The sequence below is a fragment of the Microbacterium xanthum genome (assembly GCF_034531355.1).
Classification (GTDB): domain Bacteria; phylum Actinomycetota; class Actinomycetes; order Actinomycetales; family Microbacteriaceae; genus Microbacterium; species Microbacterium xanthum.
Genome location: NZ_JAWHUE010000001.1, coordinates 929,898 through 952,752 on the forward strand (window position 1 = coordinate 929,898; position 22,855 = coordinate 952,752).

The window sequence follows — 22,855 nt, forward strand, 5'->3', positions numbered from 1 at the left end:
TCCCCACCAATCAGAAAGCCCCGCATGACGATCTCCATGACCCACGACGAGACAGTGCCCCAGCGCTCCACGCGCGTCGAGGACCTCATCGCGCAGATGACCCTGGAGGAGAAACTCGCCCAACTCGTCGGTCTCTGGGCCGGAGCAGCTGCCACGGGGGAGAGCGTCGCTCCTCTCCAGGACGAGCAGGGTGGCAAGACTCCGCCCTTCGAGGAGTTCGCCCGGAACGGTCTCGGTCACTTCACGCGAGTCTTCGGCACGGTCCCGGTCGCGCCGTCCGTCGGGCGAGCATCGCTGCGTTCGGCTCAACGCTGGCTGCGAGACAACACGCGGCTCGGTCTTCCCGCTATCGCCCACGAGGAATGCCTGACCGGCCTGGCGGCATGGCGGGCCACCACCTTCCCGACACCCCTGGCGTGGGGCGCGACCTTCGACCCGTGCCTCATCGAGAAGATGGGGGCGCTGATCGGGGAGAGCATGGCAGAGCTCGGCGTGCACCAAGGCCTCGCGCCGGTTCTCGACGTGATCCGCGATGTGCGGTGGGGCCGCGTGGAGGAGTGCATCGCGGAGGACCCGTTCGTGGTCGGCGAGCTGGGATCAGCGTATGTTCGGGGGCTGCAATCGGCAGGAGTGATCGCGACCCTCAAGCACTTCGTCGGGTACTCGAACTCCCGTGCCGGCCGCAACCTCGCCCCCGTGCATGCGGGTCCTCGAGAAGTGGCCGATGTCTTGCTCGTTCCGTTCGAGATGGCGCTCCGCGACGGCCAAGCGCGGTCGGTGATGCACTCCTACGCAGAGATCGACGGTGTGCCGGTTGCGTCGGACCCGGAGCTTCTCACCGGTCTTCTGCGCGACGAGTGGGGGTTCGATGGCACCGTCGTCGCCGACTACTTCGGAGTCGCTTTCCTGCAGCAGCTTCACGGCGTGGCCGCTGACCTCGGTGAGGCGGCAGAGCTGGCGTTGGCGGCTGGCGTCGACATCGAACTGCCCACGGGCAACGCGTATCTCGAGCCTCTTGCCGCGCGCATACGCGAGGGGAAGACCGATATCGAGATCGTCGATCGCGCACTACGTCGCGTCCTCGAGCAGAAGGAGAGCCTCGGACTGCTCGACCCCTCCTCATCCGTCTTCGATGACGATGGGCAGGACGAAGCCATCGAACTGGACTCCGCCGAGCACCGCAGTCTGGCCCGCGAGATCGCGGAGAAATCCGTGACCCTCCTCGAGCCAGCGGGCATTCTGCCGCTCGCACACGACACGAAGCTGGCGGTGATCGGCCCGAACGCCGACCGCACAGCGGCCCTCTTCGGGTGCTATGCCTTCATCAACCACGTCCTCCCTCAGCATCCCGACGTCGCGGACGGCATCGACGTCTCCACCGTGCTCGGCGCTCTGGGATCCGACTTCGCGTCGATCGTCGGGTTCGAGGAGGGATGCTCCGTCGATTCCCCGGACGACGGCGGAATCCCCGCCGCGGTTGCCCTCGCGCAACGGGCAGATACCGCTGTCATCGTCGTCGGAGACCGTGCGGGCCTCTTCGGACGTGGCACCGTGGGCGAGGGATGCGACACAGACAGTCTCGAGCTCCCCGGCGTACAGCGCCGACTCGTCGAAGCCGTGCTCGATTCGGGAACACCCGTCGTGCTCGTCGTGGTGTCGGGGCGCCCGTACTCCGTTGAGTGGGCGGCAGCGCGGGGTGCGGCCATCGTGCAAGCGTTCTTCCCCGGCGAGGAGGGGGCGTCGGCGATCTCGGGCGTGCTGAGCGGACGGGTCAACCCCTCCGGTCGCCTGGCGGTGTCGATGTCGCGATCCGCGGGAAGCCAGCCGTACTCCTACCTGCATCCGATCCTCGGTGGGGCCACCGACGTGTCGAACGTCCCAACCCGACCTGCGTACCCGTTCGGCTTCGGCCGCAGCTACACCACGTTCGCCTATCGCGACGCACACCTCGTTCGCCGGGAGGTCCCCGCAGGAGAGGACGTCCACTTGGAGGTCACCGTCGCCAACACCGGCGACAGGGAGGGCGATGAGATTGTGCAGATCTACGCGCGCGACGTTGTCGCGTCCGTCACCCGTCCCACACGGCAACTCGTCGCGTTCACGAGGGTGCCGCTGGCCGCTGGTCAATCGAAGACCGTGTCGATGAAGATCCCCGCCAGTCGATTCGCGTTCAGCGACCGAGCCATGCGGCGCATCGTCGAACCCGGAGACATCGAGCTCTGGGTCGGCCGCGATTGCGAGACGCAGGCCGCGACCCTGGGCACGCTCACGATGTCTGGGTCGGTCTATCCCCTTAGTGCGGGAGACGCGCGGACGGTCGAGGTGGACGTGCGATGAGAGGCAGCGCTCACTGAGATCCACTCGGTGCCCGCGATAATCGTCGGATGGAGTACGAGCTCGACGACGATCCCGCACGGATCCAGCCGGATGTCGTGTGGGAGTGGCTGTCGACGGAGGCCTATTGGGGCCGTGAGCGCAGCCGCGCCGATGTCGACACGCAGATCACCGCGGCCTGGCGCGTCGTCGGAGCCTATCGGGCCGACACCGGCGAGCAGGTCGGCTTCGCCCGCGCCGTCTCCGACGGTGTCAACATCGCCTATCTCGCCGACGTGTTCGTCATCGACGGCCACCGGGGCAACGACCTCGGCAAGCGGATGCTGCAGCTCATGGTCGAAGACGGCCCCGGCCGGGACTTCCGCTGGGTGCTCTTCACCGCCGACGCGCACGGGCTGTATCGGCAGTTCGGCTTCGACACCCCGGACGTTACCGCGATGGTGAGGCCCGCGCGATGACGAGACGAGGCGCGTTGACGCGATACCCACCCGCCGCGAGGTCGGGGTCCTCCCGTGAGGCTCGAAGCAGGCCGCGCATCAGGGAGCGCCCGGCGGCATCATGGCCTGCGTGCGGGGCTTTGCCGCTCCGGAGGCTGTTGCGACGGTCGTCGCCGTGCTCGCCAGCGAAGACGGCGCGTTCATCACCGGAACCGAAGTTCGGATCGACGGCGGAACTCACCTCTGACCGCCAACCACCGCCCGACGTGGCCGAGCCGTGTGGCTCGACCCCGTCGGGCGCAAGGGTTACTGGACCGCGGTGGTCCAACTGCCGTCCGCGTTGACCGTGATGACGGATGGGCCGGCAGAGAGAGGCACGGTTCCCTCATACGGGCCGATCTCGTTCACGAGTAGGCCGGCGCTGAAGAGTTCAGAGGTCTCTTCGGTGACGATGAAGTTCCGTTCGCCATCGTGTGTGACCGTGAGTGCCGCGGCGGCTCCGTCGTAGAGGAACACTGCGTCGCCCGACCCGCTCGACGCCAATTCGGGAGCGTCGCCCATCGGCGAGATGGTGAGCGTCCATGCGCCATCAGCGGTCACCTGGATTCGAGTTCCTTCGCCGAGGGCGTTGATGCCCCAGGCTGTCGTTCCTTTGTAGGCGCCGATGGTGTTGACCAGTAGGTCTCCCGTTGACGAGTTCGACGCATCGAGGACCGACACGACGAAGTTGCGAGAACCGTCGTGAGTCGCCGATACGATCCCGCCGGTTGCGCCACTGGGAAGGGTGATGAGACTGTCGCCGGTGCCCTGCTCGGTGACGACCTCGAAAGACCCCCACTGCTCGTCCGCCCACGTCGCGGCGGACTCTTCAGGCTCGGCCGGCTGTTCCGTCTCGACGGGCGACTCGGTCTCGACCGGCTCGGTGGACTCGACCTCCTCGGCAGCGACCTTCGTTGCGGGGCTCTCGGCGACGGACTCGCCTCCGCCGCTCACCGCGCCGACGATGATGCCGAGGGCGACAACGGCCGCGGTGACGACCCAGGCGACGGTGCGCAAGCGGGCGTATCCGTCGAGGGGGCGCCCCTGCTTGTCGCGCGCGTTTCCCGTGAGCACGATGATCAGATCGACGAGGACCCAGATTCCCAGGCCGCCGAGCGTGACCAGCTTGAGGATGCCGGTTCCGACTTTCCCGAGGTAGAAGCGGTCGACGCCGAGCGCGCCGAGGAACAGGGAAAAAAGCCACGCGAGCAAGAATGAGCGCTGCCCGCTTGCGGCCGGCGACTCGGTGGACTGAGGCGCCGGGATCGGCGCGGAGGGGGTGGACACGGGTGTCTCCTTCGGTTGAGAGGTATAGCGAGATGGGCGTCAGGTGTGTCGTGCGCTCAGTAGGACCACTCCCAACCGCTCGGGCCGCCCATGGTGAGCACGACCGAGCCCGTCGGTGTGGGGAGGTCGAGCACGACCCAGCCGGATACGCTCTGGGCCGGCCCGATCTCGCTGGGTAGCTCGTCGGTCGGGTCGAGGCAGGAGTACGAGTTGCCGATGGGGTCGTTGACGCGCGTGCCATCGGCTCCGTACGCCTGCCAGCCCCACGATGCGAATGACAGGGACCCGATGTCGTCCAGTGCGAGGTCGGGAGTCGTCTCGACGTTGAGGTGGATGCCGACGTAGTGCCCATTGGCGGGGTCGACCGCGTAGTCGGAGCACTCGATGTCGACGATGACGTCGGTGACGGCGAACTGTGCGGCCGTGACGTCGTCGTGCTCTGGCAGGCTGACACCGGCGAGCTGCCCGATCTCCTTGACGAGGTTTCCGCGGTCGTTGACGACGCGCTCGCCGAACGCGGAGTCCGTGCTTGTTTCGGTGGGCTTCGGCGTGGGCGCCTCGGCTACCGGAGTCGTATCGGGAAGATGCGACGGGTCGACTTCCGGCGGCGCGGCCGTACACGCTGCCAGGATGACGAGTGCGGCAGCCGCGAGCGCGGAGGTGAAGATGGTGCGCATGGCCTCTCCTTGGGGGGATGAGGGAAGAGTGGGCCGCCGGCTCCCCCAGTGCGTGGCCGCCCACTCGACGACCAAGAACGTCGCCACGGAGAAGCTATGACTCACCTCCGCCTCTAGATCGAGTTGAGCTGATAACCCCAGTTATCGTGCGAAACCGCATACCTTCAGCGCCCTTGAGCTAGCGTTCCTGGCATGACCACACCCGCGGCAGGCGACCTGCGTGCCATCGCCAGCACACCGCTGGTGCTCACGCTCGCGGGTGTCGCGGAACTGGCCGGTGTGCAGCGGCCCGTCCCCTCGATGTGGCGCACCCGATTCGCCCGCTCGGACGATCCGTTCCCCGCACCGGTCGGGACCCGCCGCGGCTCGGACACCTTCGATGCCACGGAGGTGGCCGAGTGGCTGGCGCGCACCGGACACGGCAACAACGACGAGGTGCGCGCCGATGCCGCCGCGGCCGCGAGGCCGGAAGGCTTCTCGTACGAAGACGCGCAGGCCGTTGCCGAAATCGAGGGCCTGATCGCCCTTCAGGCGGCGATCGGTGACCTCGCGGATCTCTCGGTCGAAGATCTTCGTCGCGCGGCACAAGGCGCTGACCACGATGACCGATACCTGCGCGCCGAGGTTGAGGAGCACGCCGACCGGGGAGCGCCGTGGGTGGGCTGGATCGACCGTCTCGTCGATGCTGCCTATTCGCCGGGAGGCGCGCTCGCCGTCGTCGCGGCCCGTCGCGCCGCGGTCGGGGGCGCAGCGGGATCGGCCGGGCGGCTGCATGACGACGCGGTCACTCTGATCGCCGAGGCCGTGAAGGCCCTCACTGAAGGGGGTTCGGCGGCTGTCGAGCTTGATCGGCACGATGCGGCGCTGTCTGCGGGGATCTGCCGTGCGGTGGGCGACGATGTCTCGGTCACGTTGCCGCACGGTCCGGAGTCGCGCCGTGCGCGACGTCGGCTCACCGTCGAGGGTCGATGGGTCGAAGAGCCGGCGGTCGTGCGCGATTCACCCCGAGTCGTGGTGGCCCGAGTGCCAGGTGCCCGCGGCGACGATGAGGTGCGCATGCTGGGAGCGCTCGACGAGGTCGCGTTGGGGTTGGGCGACGACGACACCGCGGTGGCGCTCGGCCCCGCTCGAGCGCTCGTCGACACGCTTGATCCGGCGAACGAGCGCCTGAGGGCAGATGTGTTGAGGACGGGGCGCGTACGTGGCATTGTGCGTCTGGCTCCCGGGCTGGTCGAGAGTGCGCCGCGAGAGGCGCTTGCGGTGTGGGTGTTCGGGGCACCGAAGGGGCATGTGCCGATCAGCGACCGGTTCACGGTGATCGCCGATCTCACGGCGCATCGACTCACACCGGCGACGCGAACCGATCTGGTCTCGGATGTGGTGGCCAGCATGGGCGGTGCCCGTGATGTTCGGGGTCATGCGTTCCGCTTCGCACGGTTCGCGCGCACCGCGTCGCTACTCGCGCGAGGTGGCTCCCTCGTGGCCTCGGCTTCGACCGGTGGTTCGGCCGGGCACCGTGATATCGAGGCGTTACCGGCGCTGATCGACACCGCGGCCGAGGCGATCCGGGCCGAACTCGACCCCATCCACGTCGAGCCGGGATGCGCAGCGGCGCCCGCGCCGGCCACAGTGCTCGAGCTGGTCGAGCAGGGGCACGTCCGTGTCGTCCCTGGAACGCGGCTCGATCGCGAACTCATCGGTGATGAGGGTCTCGTGGTCGTCGCGGCGGATGACCTCGATGATCCTTCGAGTCTCGGGTCGGCGCGGGTTGACCAGTTCGCCTTCGCCGCTGCGCATCCGACGGCGGCGCTCACCCGGCCCGGGGATGTGGTCTTTCGCACCAGTCCCGTCGCGGCCGCCTGGGTCGATCGTGACGGGTCCAAGGTCGTCGCCTATCCGGCTCGCGTGTTGCGGGTCACCCCCGAAGACCCTGGCGGCCTGGTGCCCGAGATCATCGCCGCCGACATTGCGGGCCAGGCGCACGGACCCGCCGCGTGGAAGCAGTGGATGCTCCGCCGCGTCCCCCCGCACTCTGTCGACCCTGTCCGCGCCGCGCTCGCCGACGTCGCCGAGGCCCGGGCGGGCCTTGCGGCGCGAATGGCGCGCATCGACCACTACGCGTCTGTGCTCATCGCCGGCGCGACGTCGGGAGCTGTGACCATCATCGATTCCACCCCCACCGCACACGCGGTATCCGAGCAGTAAGGACACCCATGGCCCGCACACCCAAAGCTGCCGCACAGGCGCCGTCGACGATGAAGGAGCTGAAGGACACGCTCTGGAAGGCTGCCGACAAGCTCCGTGGCTCGATGGATGCGTCACAGTACAAAGACGTCATCCTCGGCCTGGTGTTTTTGAAGTACGTCTCCGACGCGTTCGACGAGCGTCGCGCCGCCATCCGCACCGAGCTTTCCGCCGACGGCTATGACGAGGACCAGATCGCCGAACTCATCGACGACGTCGACGAGTACACCGGCCGCGGGGTGTTCTGGGTGCCGGCGAACGCGCGCTGGGCATTCCTCGCGGAGAACGCCAAGGGGCTCGGGCCCTCGATGGGGGCGGCCGAGAAGTCGATCGGTGCGCTCGTCGACGAGGCGATGGAAGCGGTCATGCAGAGCAACCCGCAGCTGTCGGGAACTCTCCCCCGCATCTTCAACCGCGACAACATCGATCAGCGACGCTTGGGCGAACTGGTCGATCTGTTCAATTCGGCTCGGTTCGCCGCGCAGGGGCAGGGCGGGTCCGACGGGCGTCGCGCCCGCGACCTGCTCGGCGAGGTTTATGAGTACTTCCTCGAAAAGTTCGCCGCCGCCGAGGGCAAGCGGGGCGGGGAGTTCTACACGCCGGCCGGTGTGGTGCGAGTGCTGGTCGAGCTGCTGCAGCCGACGCACGGCCGCGTGTATGACCCGTGCTGCGGGTCGGGCGGCATGTTCGTGCAGGCCGAGAAGTTCATCGACGCCCACCACGGTGAGGGCGGCGACATCTCGGTGTACGGGCAGGAGCTCAACGAGCGCACGTGGCGCATGGCCAAGATGAACCTTGCGATCCACGGGCTGTCGGGCAATCTGGGGCCGCGGTGGGGTGACACGCTCGCGCGCGACCTGCACCCCGATCTGCAGGCCGACTTCGTCATGGCAAACCCGCCGTTCAACATCAAAGACTGGGCGCGCAACGACGAAGACCCACGCTGGCGCTTCGGCGTGCCACCTGCGGGCAATGCGAACTATGCGTGGCTTCAGCACATTCTCTCGAAGCTCGCCCCTGGCGGCACGGCCGGTGTCGTCATGGCGAACGGCTCGATGTCGTCGAACTCGGGCGGCGAGGGCAAGATCCGCGCCGAGATCGTCGAAGCCGACCTCGTCTCGTGCATGGTGGCGCTGCCGACTCAGCTCTTCCGCTCGGTCACGATCCCGGTGTGCGTGTGGTTCTTCGCCAAAGACAAGGGAAAGCGCGCCGGCGAGGTGCTTTTCATCGACGCCCGCAACCTCGGCCACATGGTCGATCGTCGCGAGCGCGCTCTGAGCGATGACGACGTCGCGAAGATCGCCGGCACCTTTCACGCGTGGCGCGGAATCGAATCGGACGCCGCACCCGACGAGTACGCCGATGTGCCCGGCTTCTCCTTCTCGGCGTCGCTCGCCGAAATCAAAGCCGCCGACTACGCGCTGACCCCCGGACGCTACGTCGGGGCCGCCGAGATCGAGGACGACGGTGAGCCGATCGAACAGAAGCTCGCACGGCTGCGCGGGGAACTCGAGGCTCAGTTCGCCGAGTCTGCCCGGCTGGCCGACGTCGTGCGCGAGCAGTTGGGGCGTGTGTGATGCCAGCTAAGCCGCTCTCGGCAATTGCAGCCGAGCGGGGACTGATCGGCGGTCCCTTTGGTTCGTCACTCGTTAGCAAAGACTACGTCCTGACAGGGATTCCGGTCATCCGCGGCGCGAACATGGGGTTCGGCAGGTTCATAGGTGGTGAGTACGCGTTCGTTTCTACCGAGAAGTTCGAGCGTGACCTTTCGCGCAACACCGCAGCGCCCGGCGACATTGTGTACACACAACGGGGAACACTCGGTCAGGTATCGCTCGTGCCACCCGGGCCCATCGACACATACGTCGTCTCTCAGAGCCAGATGCGGTTGCGCGTGGACGGCACCAAAGCCGTCCCGGAGTTCGTTTACTACGCCTCGACAACTCCGCAGTTCCTAAAGCAAATTGAGGATCGCGCCATATCAACTGGGGTCCCCCATACGAACCTCGGGATCCTGTCAGCGCTCGAGATCCCACTGCCTCCACTGCCAGAGCAGCAGGCGATCGCCGAGGTGCTGGGTGCTCTCGACGACAAGATCGCCGCCAACACCGCCCTCGCCGCCACCGCGGATGAACTGGTGCGGGCGGAGTATGCGTCACTCGACGCACCTACCGTGCGAGTCGGCGATGTGGCGGATTCGCCTCGGTCAGGGGTCGACCCCTCCACGGTGGATCCCGGTTCGCTCTATGTCGGGCTGGAACATATCGGCCGGCGCAACGTGTGGCTCACCGAGGGCGGCCGAGCTGAAGAGGTATCGAGTGGGAAGTCGCGCTTCGAAGCGCGAGATGTTCTCTTCGGGAAGCTGCGACCGTATTTTCACAAGGTTGTCGCGGCGCCGCGGAGTGGAATCTGCTCAACCGACGTTCTAGTGGTGCGTAGTCGAGATCCGCTGGAGTCGTCAGTCCTGCTGGCTGCGCTCTCTAGCGACCGAGTAATCGAGGAAGTGGTATCCGCTAGCGAGGGGACGCGGATGCCCCGTACCAGCTGGAAGGATCTAGCCGCGGTTGAGGTTCGATGGCCAGAGCCGGAGGTCGTCGGATCAATTGCCTCGAGGCTCGATGGTCTCCGCGACGCCACATGGGCGAGTCTTGCCGAGAACCGAACCCTCGCCGCGACCCGCGACGCACTGCTCCCCCAGCTCATGTTGGGCAAGCTCCGCGTGCGCGACGCGGAGAGGCTCGCCTCCGACGCCGGAGCGTGAGCGCGGTGGTGCCATGACCGGATACAGTCACAAGACTGCACTGTCGCGATGACCGGGGGGTATCGAGCGTGAGGAAGTTCTTCGCCGCTGCGGGGTGGATCGTGGGGAACTGCCATGAGTGATGACCACGACACCCTCGAGAGCAGCGACGGTGACCGGAGCGCCGAGCTCGAGGTCATCAGCGACGGTGAAGGGCTCGTCGTGTTCGGTGACCCCTCCGCGGTCGCGCGCTTCGCCGAATCGTCCGGCATGCCATCGCGGGAGCTTGATCTGCGGCCGCTTCACGCGACAATCGCCAAGGGTGGCTCGAGCCTCCAAGTCGCTTCGGAAGTCTCTGCCAACGCCGGGCGCTGGATGAAGCTCACCGAAGAGTCGGCGCGCGCCGCACAGAGCGCAAACCTCGTCCAGCGTTCGGGGGGAGAGTTCGTTCAAGCCACGACGCGTGGGGCGAACGGTCAGTTCACCAAGAACCTACAGTTCCTCAAGCCCGGCAATGCCGGGGCGATGCTGACCAACCCGGCGATCCTCGCCGGTGTCGGCGGCATCATGGCGCAGTACGCCATGCAGCAGCAGATGCAAGAGATCACCGACTACCTCGCGAAGATCGACGCCAAAGTCGACGACATCCTCCGTGCTCAGAAGGATGCGGTGCTCGCAGACATGATCGGCGTTGAGCTGATGCTCGACGAAGCGATGGTCGTGCGCGCAGAGGTCGGTCGAGTCTCGGAGGTGACCTGGTCGAAGATTCAGGGTTCGGCGTCCACGATTGCGCGCACGCAGGCGTACTCGTTGCGCCAACTCGATGCGCTCGCCGGGAAACTCGAAAAGGAAACGAAGATCGGTGACCTCGCCGACCTATCGAAGCAAGCGCAAGGAAGCGTCGTGGAATGGCTCGCGGTGCTCGCTCGCTGCTTCCAACTGCAAGACGCGATGGCAGTGCTCGAGATCGATCGCGTTCTCGACGCCTCGCCCGACGAACTCGACCGCCACCGCCTCGCGTTGCACACGGCACGCCAGCGGCGAACCGACGCGATCGCGAAGACGACGGCGCAACTGCTGGCGCGAATGGATGCCGCGGCGAGCCGTGCGAACGCCAAGGTGCTCCTGAACCCCCTCTCCGCAAAGACCGTTGTGACCGCACGGAACACCGTCGTGACGCATGTCGGCGATCTGCATGTGACGCTCGGTCTCGCGGACGAGAGCGAGTTCGTTGAAGCACGCCGGTGGTCGGCTGCGGCGATCGACGCAAGGGACGACGTGGTGGGCGCCGGCAAAGACGGCATTCAGGCTGCCGGACGATTCGGTGCCGAAGCGATGGAGAACGCCCGGTTGTCGACGGGCAGACTCGCCGGACGCCTCGCCGAGCGGCTGCAACGCACGTCGGACCCGGAGTCTTCTGGTCAGCCTGACCACGCTTCAGATTCGTTTCGCGAACCGGAAGGTTTACAAGAAGGGGAGAAGAAGTAAGCTTCCAGGAGCTTATCTTTCTTCTTTAGAAGGAACATGAAAGGCGCAGCATGCGCACGGAGCTGTACGTGAACGACCGATTCGGTTCGCTCACAACCAACCCGATCGGCGCGTGGCCGCACCCCTTCTTCTTGCCGACGCCGATCCCGCGGACGCTCGTGCTGAGCCCCGAGTCGATGGCCGCCGTGTCTCGGGCGGACATCGCGCTCGGTCGGCTTTCGGGGCTTGCGATGCTCATCGATGACCCCGAGCTACTTCTCGGCCCGGCAATGGCGCAGGAAGCCCTCTCGAGCTCCCGCATTGAAGGCACCCAAGCGTCTCTCAGCGACGTGCTGAGTGCGGAGAGCTCAGACGAACCCATCGCAGATGAGAATCTGCGCGAGGTGAACACGTATCTCGATGCCGCCGCGCAAGGCCGAGAGCTGCTTCGAGAGTGGCCGCTCACGCAGCGGTTCTTCTGCGCTCTGCACGAAACGCTTCTGACCGGCGTTCGCGGCGAGGAGAAGTTTCCGGGGGAGCTGCGTCGCTCTCCCGTCTGGATCGGATCCCCCAACGCTCGGCCCGAGACCGCGCGGTTCATCCCGCCGCACCACGACAGGTTGGGAGAGCTCCTCGCGGACTGGGAGAGATTCGTCAACGAGCCCTCCACAATGCCGTCGGTGCTGCGCGCGGCGATGATGCACTATCAGTTCGAGACGATTCACCCGTTCCTCGACGGAAACGGGAGAATCGGCCGGCTCCTGATCGGCTTCCTCCTCGTGTCCGATGGCGTGCTGAGTGCGCCGATCCTGCCGATCTCGGGGTACTTCGAGCGCAACCGCGACGAGTACTACGACCGGCTCCAGGCGGTACGTGAGCGCGCCGAGATCGAGGAATGGGTGCAGTTCTTCAGCGAGGGCGTCGAGCAGCAGGCGAACCAGTCAGCCGCCCGAATACGCGCGCTGGTCGAGATCCGCGAACGCTACCGGCGAGAGACCATCAATGATCGCTCGGCGCTGACCTCGGTCGTCGACCTCGTCTTCCGCAACCCCGTCGTCACCGTTGCCGCAGTCGTCCGGCACGCCGGAGTCAGCCGGCCGGCCGCATCGGCGGCGCTTCGGCGTGCTGAGTCGCGCGGTTGGCTCCGATCGGCGGGACGGTGGGGTCGAGGCGGGCGCGAGCGTTGGGTGGCGACCGAGATCTGGGCTGCGGTCACGACCGAAGATGCCTTCGACGACGAGCCCAGGGAAGGAAGATCATGACCGCACTCACAGAGGCCACCTGGGAGCAGGATGCACTCGACACCCTCGCCGAGCCCTTGGGGTGGCGGCCCCTGACGGGCGACGCGATCGCGCCCGGCTCCGGTGAACGCGACAGCTGGGATGACCTGCTCATTCGCCCCCGCCTGCTCGACGCGTTGCGCCGACTCAACCCCGGCGTGCCCGGCGAATACGTGCAACAAGCGGTCGCCGAGATCGCCTCCCCGACATCGCAAGACGTGCTCACCGAGAACCAGCGCATCCACCGATGCTTCGTCGAGGGGTATCCCCTCACGTATCTCGACGCCGATGGCGTCGAACACAATCCCCGCCTCCGACTGCTCGGATCCGACCCGTCGGACAACGACTGGCTCGCCGTCAATCAGGTGACGATTCGCCACGGTGACCTGCATCGTCGGTTCGACATCGTGCTGTTCGTCAACGGCATGCCGCTCAGCATCGTCGAACTCAAACGTGCCGGTGCCGCATCCGCCGGCATCGCCGACGCCCACCGCCAACTGCAGACATACCTGCGCGAGTTCCCGATGGCGTTCCGGTTCTGCGTGATGACCCTCGTCAGCGACGGCGTCGAAGCGAAGTACGGGACGCCCTTCACCCCGCTCAACCACTTTGCGCCCTGGAACGTCGACGATGACGGGACCCGGCTCGCCCAACCCCGCATCGAAGACGGGGTCTCAGTCGAACCGATCGACGATGCGCTCAACGGCCTCTACAACCAAGAGCGGTTTCTGCAGTTGGTGCGAAGCTTCACCGCGTTCGATGAGAATGCCGAGGGTCTCACCAAACGCATCGCCAAACCCCACCAGTACTTCGCCGTCGCCAAAGCCGTCGGCTCGACGGTCCAGGCCGTCGAAACCAACGGCAAGGCCGGGGTGGTCTGGCACACGCAGGGGTCAGGCAAATCGATGGAGATGGAGCTGTACGCGAACCTCGTCTCCCGACACCCGAAGCTGAAGAACCCCACCGTCATCGTCGTCACCGACCGCACCGAACTCGACGGACAGCTGTTCCAGACCTTCGACCAGAGCCTGCTGCTCGCCGAAAAGCCCGTGCAGGTGCGCGAACGCTCGCAACTGAGAGACGAGCTCAGCAATCGTGTGACCGGCGGAATCTACTTCACCACCTTGCAGAAGTTCGGGCTCACCGAGGCCGAGAAGCGCGCCGGCACTCATCACCCGTTGCTGACCGATCGTCGCAACGTGATCGTCGTGGTCGACGAGGCCCACCGCAGCCACTACGACGACCTGGACGGCTACGCCCGACACCTGCGCGATGCATTGCCGAACGCGACGCTCATCGCCTTCACCGGCACGCCGATCTCTTTCGCAGAACGCGACACCCGTGCGGTGTTCGGCGACTACATCGACATCTACGACCTCTCCCGTGCCGTCGACGACGGGGCGACCGTGCCCGTCTACTTCGAACCGCGCCTCGTCAAGGTGTCGTTCGCCGACGACACCAGTGAAGAAGACATCGACCGAGCCGCCGATGAGTACACCATCGGGCTCGACGACACGGAGCGGGCCCGGCTCGAAGCCTCCGTCGCCGTCGTCAACGCCGTCTACGGCGCCCCCGAACGGATCGAAACCCTCGCCGCCGATCTCGTGCAGCACTGGGAGGAGCGGCGCACTCGCATGGCGACGTTCGTCGAGTCCCCCGGGAAGGCCCTGATCGTCGGGGGTACACGCGAGATCTGCGCCCGTCTCTATGCGGCGATCGTCGCGTCGAGACCGGACTGGCACTCCGACGCGCTCGATGCCGGGCGTATCAAGGTCGTCTACTCGGGCTCGGCCTCAGACCAGCCGCCGGTGAGTGACCACGTGCGACGAGACTCCGAGAACAAGGCCATCAAAGCGCGCCTGAAGGACCCGGACGACGAGCTTGAGCTGGTGATCGTCAAGGACATGATGCTCACCGGGTTCGACGCGCCACCATTGCACACCCTGTACCTGGACCGCCCTCTCAAGGGGGCGCTGCTCATGCAGACCCTCGCACGTGTGAACCGCACCTTCAGAGGAAAGAAAGACGGGCTGCTCGTCGCCTATGCGCCCCTCGCCGACAACCTCGCGAAGGCGCTGAGCGAATACACCGTCTCCGACCAGGAGAACAGGCCCATCGGGCGGGACGTCGACGAGGCGGTGCAGATTGCCACCCAGCTGGTCGCCCAGATCCGCGACATGCTTGCCGACTGTGACTGGCGATCCATCGTCCGAAAGGGCGGCTCGCGCGCGTGGCGGACCGCTGCGACAACCACGACGAACTATCTGCGCGACCCCCAGAACCCCCTCAAAGCGGAAGAGCTCGGGCCCGACCGGTTGTCGACGCGATACCGCACCGCCACCGGAAAGCTCGCCCGCGCATGGGCACTGGCATCAGGACGTGACGGACTCGCGGAACTGCACGACGAGATCGCCTTCTATGAGGAGGTCCGTGTGTGGATGGCCAAGTTCGACGCGGCGGAGCGGCAGTCGAGAGACGAACCGATCCCGGAGGAGATCTCCCGCCTCCTGGGCACGCTCGTGGCCGATTCGATCGCTCCCGGGGATGTGCTCGACATCTACGACGCCGCAGGCCTTCCCCGTGTCGCGCTCGACGAACTGGGGCCGGAGTTCCTCGCCAAGGCACAGGCCGCGCCGAACCCGCACCTCGCGATCGAGGCGCTACGCAAATCGCTGACCGACGCCGGCGCGAGCGCCACACGGGGCAACTTGGTGCGCCAACGCGCCTTCTCGGAGCGCATCGCCGAGATCATGAACCGCTATACGAACCAGCAACTCACCTCCGCCGAAGTGATCGCCGAGCTGGTGGAGCTCGCCAAGGACGTCGCCGACGAGGCATCTCGCGGCGACGCCTTCACGCCGCCACTCTCAAGCGACGAACTCGCCTTCTACGACGCGGTCGCCACGAACGAGTCTGCGGTCGACGTGCAGGGCGAAGACGTGCTCGCGCAGATCGCGCGCGAACTGGTGTCGGTCATGCGGCGCGACGTGCGGACCGATTGGACGGTGCGTGACGACGTTCGCGCGAAACTCCGATCATCGATCAAACGGCTTCTCGTCAAGTACAAATACCCGCCGGACAAGCAACCCGATGCCATCAAGCTCGTCATGGACCAGATGGAATCGATGGCTCCACGGTACGCGGATGAGCGCCCCGACCGGGCGCCGACCATCTGATCACTCCCGTCGGCCATTCCGGGTCGGCATTCTCGTTCCTGCGAAACGCAGATCCCCAAGCTCCACGGGCGCGCTTGCACCGACGCGGAGCTGATCGTTGAGGGGATCCCCACCCGACTACGATTCGGGCATGCCTTTGCTCCGAGACGTGATCCTTCCCGGGCTCGCAGTGATCGCCGCGTTCGCCGCGGCGGGATGCGTGATCCGGCGAATCGGCGGCGACGAGCCGCGCGAGGATCGCGCTGTGCGGGCGTTGCAGGAGCGGTTCGGCCACCATCCCGACGTGGCGGGCGCGGCCCTCACCGCCGAGTCTGATGTCACCGCCGCCGCCCGCGAGCCGATCGACCGCGTCACCGCACCGCTGTCGTGGTACTCCGGGGTGCCGCAGACGATCGGGAACGGGGCGATCTGGTGCGGCGTCACGTGGCTACTCACCCGCCGTGCGCGTTCGGCGATTGCGCCCGGCGCGGCGCTCGCTGTCGAGACCGCGTGCTTCGTCAGCTCCGCGGCGCTCGTGGGGCGGCTTCGGCCGCAACGGGTGTGGCGTCCGGAGACGCCGCACGGCACGGCGTCATTCCCCTCCGGCCACACGGCGGCCGCCTTCGCGCTCCACGGCACGCTCGCCGACCTGCTCGATCGCCATCGCGGTGGCGCCGGAACCCTCGGCCCGGTCCTGCGGTACGGAATCCCCTCCGCGATCGCGTTCTCACGGATCTACCGCGGCCAGCACCACATCTCCGACGTGGTCGCGGGCGCCCTCCTGGGGCGGTGGAGCGCCGTTCTCGTGCACCGCGAGCTCGTCGCGCCGTAGGCGCGGAACACTCCGCCCGCACCCGCCGTGCGCGTGGGTTACGCCGCGGGGATCGTGGCCGGCTCATCGACGATCGGACCCGATTCGCGCGCTGCGGAGGCGAAGTCGGCGAGCAGCAGCTGCAGCTGGGCCGGGTCGCTCTCCGCCTCCTCCGGGTGCCACTGCACACCGACGATCCACCGGGCATCCTGACCCTCGATCGCCTCCACGACGCCGTCGGGGGCGACCGCGCTCACGGCGAGCCCCGCGCCGAGCAGGCCGACGGCCTGATGGTGCCCCGACCGCACCTCGTGCACCCCGGCTCCGAGGATCTCGGCCAGGTGAGTGCCCGCGTGGATCTCAACGGGGTGGGTGACCATGTCCTGATTCGGTTCGCGGTGCATCCCGTCGCCGAGATCCTGGAGGAGGGTCCCGCCGCAGACGACGTTCAGCAGCTGCGTGCCGCGGCAGATCGTCAACAGCGGAACGCCCCGCTCGAGGGCGCCGCCGATCAGGGCTGCTTCGAAGGCGTCCGCGGCGGCATCGGCCGAGTCCATCCAGGCGCCGTCGGGGTGAGCGCCGTACAGGGCCGGATCGACATCGGCCCCGCCGAGCACGATCACGCCGCGGGCCGCGGCGACGAGGTCGTCGGCGTCGGCGTCGGGCGCGGCGGCGTTGACCCACCGCGCGTCGAGCCCGGCGGCGGAGATCGCCCGAGCCGCTCCCTGCGCGAGGGCGCGCAACTCGTCGGCGAAGGCCGCGTCATGTCGCGCGGTCTCACTCGCGTACGAGACGACGACGGGGATCATCGCGTGCTCCGGGGGTAGCTGCGCGGGGAGGGTCGGGCCGTTCACGAGCACAGCCTACGTGCGCACGTGTTTCGTGCGCGGGTCGTCAGACCGCGGTGGGGGCGAGGGAGTGCACCACATGCGCCATCGGCGCGAGCTCGGGTCGCGACGCGGCTTCGTCGAGGGCGCGTTCCAGTGCCGTATCGTGCACCGGCCTCGCCCGCTCGAGCAGGTCGCGTCCGTCCGAGGTCAGCTCGGTGTAGATGCCGCGTCGGTCTTCGTCGCAGAGGATGCGGGTGAGCAGCCCCCGGCTCTCCAAGCGGGTGACCAGTCGCGTCGTCGCACTCGGGCTGAGCGCGGCGGCGCGGGCGAGCTGCTGCATCCGCATGTGCCACCCGTCTTGACGGTTCAGCGCGTCGAGCACCGTGTATTCGACCACCGACAGGGCGATGTCGTCGGTTCCCATGGCCTTCTCGAGTTCGGACTCGATGAGCCCGTGCAGTGCCGCGAGGGTGCGCCAGCCCTGTGCGCGCACTTCGACGGCGTCGTCGGCGATGCCCATGTGCCCTCCTCGTCGGGCGTGCAAAAAGTACTTGCTTGCGCGTTCTAATTGCGTGTGCAATTATCTTCATCGCGGATGCAATATCCAGCGCTTGCAACTACCTCGATCCTAACAGGAGAAGCCCTATGCCCCTCGGCTTGATCGCGCTCGCCCTCGGCGCGTTCGGAATCGGACTCACCGAGTTCGTCATCATGGGCCTGCTGCCCGAGGTCGCGACCGACTTCGCCGTCAGTGAGGCCGCCGCCGGATGGCTGATCTCCGGCTACGCCCTGAGCGTCGTCGTCGGTGCCCTCGGCATCACCGCCGCCACCACGAGACTGCCCCGCAAACCCGTGCTGCTGGGTCTCATGGTGCTGTTCATCATCGGCAACGCGATCACCGCGCTCGCCGCGACCTACGACGTGGCGATGGTCGGACGGATCGTCGCGTCGCTGTGCCACGGCGCGTTCTTCGGCATCGGATCGGTGGTCGCCGCCGGCCTCGTGCCCGCCGAGAAGAAGGCCGGCGCCATCGCGATCATGTTCACGGGGCTGACCGCCGCCAACGTCATCGGCGTTCCCTTCGGCACCTTCATCGGCCAGCAGTACGGATGGCGCATGGCGTTCTGGGCGATCGCCGGCATCGGCGTCATCGCCTTCGTCGGCATCGTCGCCCTCGTGCCCCGTGCCGGGTCCTCGGCGACAGAGGTCAGTCTCCGCCGCGAACTCGGCGCGTTCCGCTCGACCCAGGTGTGGCTGTCGCTGCTGCTGACCGTCCTGGCGTACGGCGGCGTGTTCGGCGCGTTCACCTACATCGCCTACACACTGACCGAGGTCAGCGGATTCGCCTCCACCACCGTGCCGTGGCTGTTCGTCCTGTTGGGTGTGGGACTCGTGCTCGGCAACATCGTCGGAGGCCGCCTCGCAGACCGGTCGATCGACCGTGCCCTCACCGGCCTCATCGTCGCGCTCGTCGTCGTGCTCATCGGCTTCGCGCTCACCGCCGGCTCCCCCGCCGCGACGGTCGTGTCGCTGTTCCTCATGGGTGGCGTCGGCTTCGGACTCGTGCCGGGACTGCAGAGTCGCGTCATGGCCTACGCCGGCCACGCCCCCACCCTCGCCTCCGGTGCCAACATCGGCGCCTTCAACCTGGGCAACGCCCTCGGCGCCTGGGCGGGCGGCCTCGGTATCAGCGCCGGACTGGGATACACCGCACCGATCTGGATCGGCGCGGTCATCACCGGTGCCGGGCTTCTGGTCATGATCCTCGCTCGCGCCCTCGCGCGCCGAGACGCGGGGGGAATCCCGGCCGCCGCCGCCGAGCTGGCGGTCGACGACGACACCCGGCCGATCCTCACTGCCTGACCGCGCGCCGCGTCAGGCCGGGTGCTTCGCGAGCAGCTTCGACATCGCGATCATCGCCCCGCCGAGGACGGCCGGAATCCCGCCGCCCGGGTGCACCGACGCCCCCACCCGCCACAGCCATGGCCGCGTGAGATCGTGGTGGGCGGGTCGGTGCAGCGGACCGCTCATCCACAGCGGCCGCGATGCCCCGTACAGCGCCCCGTGCGGTTCGCCGAACGACCCGAAGAAGCGCGGGTCGAGCACGACCGCCTCCGACAGGGATTCGATGAGCGGAGCATCCAGACCCATCACCTGCGAGACGCGCTCGACCTCGCGCCGCACGAACGGCGAATCGAGCGTGTACGCGCGGCCGTCGGCCGGCGCCGTCAACAGGACAGCGAGGGTACTGCGGCCGTTCGGATACACCTCGCCGGCCCGATAGTGGTTCACGAAAGTCATGGTGTCGACCGGTTCGTCGCCCGCCGCCACACTCCGGTGAAGCGCGGCGGGCGACGTCGGCAGAATGACGCTGTGGGTGGCGACCTCGGCGGGCAAGGGCGTATCGAGCACCCCGTAGACGGCGACGGCCGAACACGACAGCGCGCGAGCCGCTGGTCGACGCGAGCGACCCAGCAGACCGTCGAGCCGGTCGGCGTCCAGCCCGCTCACGACGATGTCCGCCGCGTGCGATCCGGCCTCGGTGGTGACGCGCCCGCGCGCGATGCGGGTCGCCGCCTCGCCCGTGCGCACGTCCACGCCGGCCGCGATGGCGAGCCGCTCGAGGGCGAGCACGATCTCGAATACCCCGCCCCGTGGCACCCAGACCCCCGTCTCGGCCATGACGGCGGGCATGCTCGCGTACAGCGCGGGCGTGCGATCGGGTGACACCCCGGCGTTGAGCGTATGGATCGCGATGACCTCGCGAAGGCCGTCCGGCATCCACTCGAGACCGTCGAGGTAGGCGCGGGTGCTCAACCGGCGGCCGTACACCGCCAACAGTCGGCGAAGCGCCGGGAGCGACCCGCGGGCAAGAGGATCGGCCACGAGCAGGGACACCACATCATCCGACAGGGGTGCGTGCACCTCGCAGAACCGCTGCCAAGCCGGGTACCAGGGATGCCCCGGCGGAACCGGAAGTGTCGTCGACTGACCGTCGAAGAAGTAGCGCCCCACCTCGGGCAGTCGTTCCAGATGCAGCTCGCCCGCGGACGCGATCGAGGAGGCGCCGGTGTCGAGCCGAGCGAGGAACGTCTGCCACACGGCCGGGAAGGTCACCAGCGACGGCCCGGTGTCGATGCGTTCGCCGTCGATGTGGATGCGGCGGCTCTTGCCGCCCACCGTCTCGGCCGCCTCGACGAGGGTGACGGAGTGTCCGGCGTGCGCGAGCAGGGTCGCCGCGGCGAGTCCGCCGAGCCCCGCACCGACCACCACGATCCGGCTCATCGGCGCACCCGCATCCGCCGTCGCGCGGTCCGGGGCGCGATCACGGGTAGGTCCCGAAGAACATGGCGGCCAACAGGAGCGCGCTCGCGAACGAGCCGGCGATGTACGGGAAGGCGACCGACAGCGGGTAGAGCCGCCTGCCGGTCACCGGCGTCGGCCGGACGAACAGCCACACCACCAGCACCCCGGCGATGACCGCGTTCAGCACCGCGACCGGAATGCTCACCACCGCGAACAGCGCGGTCGCGGCGAGCCACCACACGCCGCTCCACAGCGCCGTGCCACGCGGGCCCAACCGCACCGCGGTCGTGACGATGCCCGCCTCGCGATCCTCCTCGATGTCCTGCACGGCATCGAAGGGGTGCTTGGCCACGCTCCACGCCAGCAACCCCGCCACGGCCGGCCACACCGGCGGCGCCTGAAGGGCGACCGGCATGATCAGCAGCGGCAGACCGTACGCGGCATTGCTCAACGCGTCGAGGAACGGCCGCGCCTTGAACCGCAGCGGCGGCGCCGAGTAGAAGACGAACACGGCGGTGTAGAGAAGGATCACTCCGACGGCCAGCGGAGGGAGGGCGATGACGAACCAGACGAGGAACGGCACGTTCGACACGGCGACGGCCCACAGGATCAGCCGCACCTCGCTCGACCGGATGCGGGCGCCCTCGATCGACCCTTTTCGGGGGTTCAGCGCATCGGTGTCCTGATCGAAGATGTCGTTGACGCCGTAGATCAGCAGGTTGAACGGCAGCGTGAGCCACAGCAGGATCGGGATCGCGGTGAGATCCAGCAGCTGTCCGGTCAGCCACATCCCGAGCACGCCCGTGCCGATCGTGTTGATCCACAGCACGGGCCGCGAGATATGGACCAGCCGAGCGACGATCGCTCCGATCCCCCGCCGACGCGCGGGAGGCTCGGCTGCGGCGCTACCGCCGATGATCGGCGCCTTCGAAGAGGGGTGCGGTTGCCACCCGATGAACGTCGATGAGGGGCGTCCTCTCTGGATCGAGGCGCGGGGGCGCCTCTGCGAGGAAGTGTAATGCCGCTCGGACCGGCCGGCTCCGTGAGGGAGAATGTGCCGCTCAGCCCTCGGTTTCATCCCGTGAACGGTGGGGGTCGAGCTGCTGGAAGTCGTGGAACAGGCCCATCACCGCATCGTCGAGGTCGACCTGCGTGAGGAGGACCCCGATGGTGCCGTCCGGGTCGACGAAGAAGTCGGTCCCGAGGCCGCCCGACCAGCCGAACCGGCCGACGTGGTCGCCGGCGGTGTGCACCCCCACGCCGAACCCCCACCCCATGTGATCCCAGAACCCGGGGAAGAAGCTGTCGGGGCGCTTCAATGCATCGGGGACCTGGTCGGAGGTCATCGCCGTGACGGACGCGGTCGTGAGCAGCGGTTCACTGTCGGCGGTGATCTGACCGGTGAGGGCCCGGAGGAAGGTCACATAGTCGGCGAGCGTCGACACGAGCTCTTCGTGGCTGACATCGTGCGCGGGCGGTCCGGCGTAGAAGCCGCCGCCGGCCGGTTCGCCCTCGACGAGACGCCCCTCGTTGCGACGGAAGGTGGCCGGCAGCCGATGCGCCGACTCTGTCGGCGCCCAGAAGCCGGTGTCGCGCATCCCGAGCGGTTCGAAGAGGTCATCGCGCAGGTGCTCCGGCGTCGCGCGCCCCGTGACCCGGGAGAGCAGCACCCCGAGGATGCCGAACGAGTGGTGGTACCGCCATCCCTCGCCCGGCGCGAAGGCGAGCGGAAGCGCCGCGGCGCGGGCGAGCCACTCGGCGGCATCGAGGCCGCTCGGCACGGGTCCGGCTTCGACCCCGGTGGCGACCATCTCGCGAGCGAGGGGCGAGTCGGTGGTCATCATGCCGTAGCCGCTGGTGTTCGTGAGCAGGTGCCGCAGGGTGATCGGGCGCGGGGAGGGGCGGGTGTCGTCCAGCGAAGCGTCTGGATGCGAGAGCACGGCCGGGTCGGCCAGCTCGGGCAACCACGGGTCCACCGCGTCGTCGAGTCCGATGCGGCCACGCTCGACCAGGCGGAGAGCGGCCACGCTCGTGACCGCCTTCGTCATCGACTGGATGCGGACGATGGCGTCGGCCCTGAACTCGGGACCGCCGGGGGCGGCGACGCCGACGGCGACGGGCTGGAGATCATCGCCGCGCGCGAGGATCGCCGCGACCGCACCCGGAACCGAGCCGGCGGCGACGTGGCGGGAGAGCAGCTCCTTCAGGGCGTGCGACATAGGCACCACGGTGTCATGCCGGGGGGCGA

The 22,855-nt window shown here is 67.9% G+C and carries 18 protein-coding genes; 11 read left to right on the plus strand and 7 right to left on the minus strand.

Going from position 1 to position 22,855, the window contains the following annotated elements; genetic code table 11:
• Window positions 1–24: 24 nt before the first annotated feature.
• The 3 genes from RZO50_RS04470 (at window position 25) to RZO50_RS04480 (ending at window position 3,018) form a co-directional block, all read left to right on the plus strand.
• Window positions 25–2,337, plus strand: coding sequence for a beta-xylosidase/alpha-l-arabinosidase (locus tag RZO50_RS04470; RefSeq protein ID WP_322598474.1), 2,313 nt, complete (start codon window positions 25–27; stop codon window positions 2,335–2,337).
• 47 nt (window positions 2,338–2,384) lie between these two features.
• Complete coding sequence (locus RZO50_RS04475; RefSeq protein WP_322598475.1) at window positions 2,385–2,792, plus strand: GNAT family N-acetyltransferase; 408 nt, start codon at window positions 2,385–2,387, stop codon at window positions 2,790–2,792.
• 109 nt (window positions 2,793–2,901) lie between these two features.
• Window positions 2,902–3,018, plus strand: a complete 117-nt coding sequence (locus tag RZO50_RS04480) for an SDR family oxidoreductase (RefSeq protein ID WP_322598476.1) — start codon at window positions 2,902–2,904, stop codon at window positions 3,016–3,018.
• A 59-nt stretch (window positions 3,019–3,077) separates the two neighbouring features.
• Here RZO50_RS04480 and RZO50_RS04485 read toward each other — a convergent pair whose 3' ends face one another.
• Window positions 3,078–4,097, minus strand: a complete 1,020-nt coding sequence (locus RZO50_RS04485) for an NINE protein (protein ID WP_322598477.1) — start codon at window positions 4,095–4,097, stop codon at window positions 3,078–3,080.
• Between the two features lie 56 nt (window positions 4,098–4,153).
• Entirely contained in the window at window positions 4,154–4,774 is a 621-nt protein-coding gene (locus RZO50_RS04490; protein ID WP_322598478.1) for a hypothetical protein, read from the minus strand.
• A 192-nt stretch (window positions 4,775–4,966) separates the two neighbouring features.
• Between RZO50_RS04490 and RZO50_RS04495 the strand changes: the two genes are divergently transcribed.
• The 7 genes from RZO50_RS04495 (at window position 4,967) to RZO50_RS04525 (ending at window position 16,492) form a co-directional block, all read left to right on the plus strand.
• Window positions 4,967–6,979 carry a hypothetical protein gene (locus RZO50_RS04495; RefSeq protein WP_322598479.1) on the plus strand — a complete coding sequence of 671 codons (2,013 nt, stop codon included), beginning with the start codon at window positions 4,967–4,969 and terminating at the stop codon, window positions 6,977–6,979.
• A gap of 8 nt (window positions 6,980–6,987) precedes the next feature.
• On the plus strand, window positions 6,988–8,595 hold the full coding sequence (locus tag RZO50_RS04500) for a class I SAM-dependent DNA methyltransferase (RefSeq protein ID WP_322598480.1): 1,608 nt from the start codon (window positions 6,988–6,990) through the stop codon (window positions 8,593–8,595).
• Entirely contained in the window at window positions 8,595–9,779 is a 1,185-nt protein-coding gene (locus RZO50_RS04505) for a restriction endonuclease subunit S (RefSeq protein ID WP_322598481.1), read from the plus strand. The genes RZO50_RS04500 and RZO50_RS04505 overlap by 1 nt, the downstream gene beginning before the upstream one ends.
• 201 nt (window positions 9,780–9,980) lie before the next feature.
• On the plus strand, window positions 9,981–11,246 hold the full coding sequence (locus tag RZO50_RS04510; RefSeq protein WP_322598482.1) for a hypothetical protein: 1,266 nt from the start codon (window positions 9,981–9,983) through the stop codon (window positions 11,244–11,246).
• Window positions 11,247–11,296: 50 nt separating this feature from the next.
• On the plus strand, window positions 11,297–12,487 hold the full coding sequence (locus RZO50_RS04515) for a Fic family protein (protein WP_322598483.1): 1,191 nt from the start codon (window positions 11,297–11,299) through the stop codon (window positions 12,485–12,487).
• The gene (locus tag RZO50_RS04520) at window positions 12,484–15,681 is read left to right on the plus strand and encodes a type I restriction endonuclease subunit R (protein ID WP_322598484.1); all 3,198 of its coding nucleotides are present in this window, start codon (window positions 12,484–12,486) and stop codon (window positions 15,679–15,681) included. Before RZO50_RS04515 ends, RZO50_RS04520 begins: the two co-directional genes overlap by 4 nt.
• Window positions 15,682–15,811: 130 nt before the next feature.
• Window positions 15,812–16,492, plus strand: a complete 681-nt coding sequence (locus RZO50_RS04525) for a phosphatase PAP2 family protein (RefSeq protein WP_322598485.1) — start codon at window positions 15,812–15,814, stop codon at window positions 16,490–16,492.
• 38 nt (window positions 16,493–16,530) lie between these two features.
• Here the strand turns inward: RZO50_RS04525 and RZO50_RS04530 are convergent, their stop codons facing one another.
• Both RZO50_RS04530 and RZO50_RS04535 read right to left on the minus strand, forming a co-directional pair.
• Window positions 16,531–17,325 carry a gamma-glutamyl-gamma-aminobutyrate hydrolase family protein gene (locus tag RZO50_RS04530; protein WP_322598486.1) on the minus strand — a complete coding sequence of 265 codons (795 nt, stop codon included), beginning with the start codon at window positions 17,323–17,325 and terminating at the stop codon, window positions 16,531–16,533.
• Between the two features lie 40 nt (window positions 17,326–17,365).
• Entirely contained in the window at window positions 17,366–17,821 is a 456-nt protein-coding gene (locus RZO50_RS04535) for a MarR family winged helix-turn-helix transcriptional regulator (RefSeq protein WP_322598487.1), read from the minus strand.
• Between the two features lie 125 nt (window positions 17,822–17,946).
• Between RZO50_RS04535 and RZO50_RS04540 the strand changes: the two genes are divergently transcribed.
• A complete protein-coding gene (locus RZO50_RS04540; RefSeq protein WP_322598488.1) occupies window positions 17,947–19,164 on the plus strand; it encodes an MFS transporter in 1,218 nt (405 codons plus the stop codon).
• A gap of 12 nt (window positions 19,165–19,176) precedes the next feature.
• On the opposite strand, the gene RZO50_RS04545 is transcribed toward RZO50_RS04540, so the two are convergent.
• The 3 genes from RZO50_RS04545 to RZO50_RS04555 form a co-directional block, all read right to left on the minus strand.
• Window positions 19,177–20,586 (minus strand): phytoene desaturase family protein, encoded by a 1,410-nt coding sequence (locus RZO50_RS04545; protein WP_322598489.1) that lies wholly within the window; start codon window positions 20,584–20,586, stop codon window positions 19,177–19,179.
• A 40-nt stretch (window positions 20,587–20,626) separates the two neighbouring features.
• Window positions 20,627–21,469, minus strand: a complete 843-nt coding sequence (locus RZO50_RS04550; RefSeq protein WP_322598749.1) for a UbiA family prenyltransferase — start codon at window positions 21,467–21,469, stop codon at window positions 20,627–20,629.
• 199 nt (window positions 21,470–21,668) lie between these two features.
• Window positions 21,669–22,826 (minus strand): serine hydrolase domain-containing protein, encoded by a 1,158-nt coding sequence (locus RZO50_RS04555; protein ID WP_322598490.1) that lies wholly within the window; start codon window positions 22,824–22,826, stop codon window positions 21,669–21,671.
• Window positions 22,827–22,855: the final 29 nt, after the last annotated feature.

Coding starts and splice junctions, on each gene's coding strand:
- RZO50_RS04500 (WP_322598480.1), top strand. CDS start 6,988: ATGGCCCGCACACCCAAAGCTGCCGCACAGGCGCCGTCGACGATGAAG.
- RZO50_RS04525 (WP_322598485.1), top strand. CDS start 15,812: ATGCCTTTGCTCCGAGACGTGATCCTTCCCGGGCTCGCAGTGATCGCC.
- RZO50_RS04495 (WP_322598479.1), top strand. CDS start 4,967: ATGACCACACCCGCGGCAGGCGACCTGCGTGCCATCGCCAGCACACCG.
- RZO50_RS04555 (WP_322598490.1), bottom strand. CDS start 22,826: ATGTCGCACGCCCTGAAGGAGCTGCTCTCCCGCCACGTCGCCGCCGGC.
- RZO50_RS04540 (WP_322598488.1), top strand. CDS start 17,947: ATGCCCCTCGGCTTGATCGCGCTCGCCCTCGGCGCGTTCGGAATCGGA.
- RZO50_RS04515 (WP_322598483.1), top strand. CDS start 11,297: ATGCGCACGGAGCTGTACGTGAACGACCGATTCGGTTCGCTCACAACC.
- RZO50_RS04535 (WP_322598487.1), bottom strand. CDS start 17,821: ATGGGCATCGCCGACGACGCCGTCGAAGTGCGCGCACAGGGCTGGCGC.
- RZO50_RS04475 (WP_322598475.1), top strand. CDS start 2,385: ATGGAGTACGAGCTCGACGACGATCCCGCACGGATCCAGCCGGATGTC.
- RZO50_RS04470 (WP_322598474.1), top strand. CDS start 25: ATGACGATCTCCATGACCCACGACGAGACAGTGCCCCAGCGCTCCACG.
- RZO50_RS04545 (WP_322598489.1), bottom strand. CDS start 20,586: ATGAGCCGGATCGTGGTGGTCGGTGCGGGGCTCGGCGGACTCGCCGCG.
- RZO50_RS04505 (WP_322598481.1), top strand. CDS start 8,595: ATGCCAGCTAAGCCGCTCTCGGCAATTGCAGCCGAGCGGGGACTGATC.
- RZO50_RS04520 (WP_322598484.1), top strand. CDS start 12,484: ATGACCGCACTCACAGAGGCCACCTGGGAGCAGGATGCACTCGACACC.
- RZO50_RS04490 (WP_322598478.1), bottom strand. CDS start 4,774: ATGCGCACCATCTTCACCTCCGCGCTCGCGGCTGCCGCACTCGTCATC.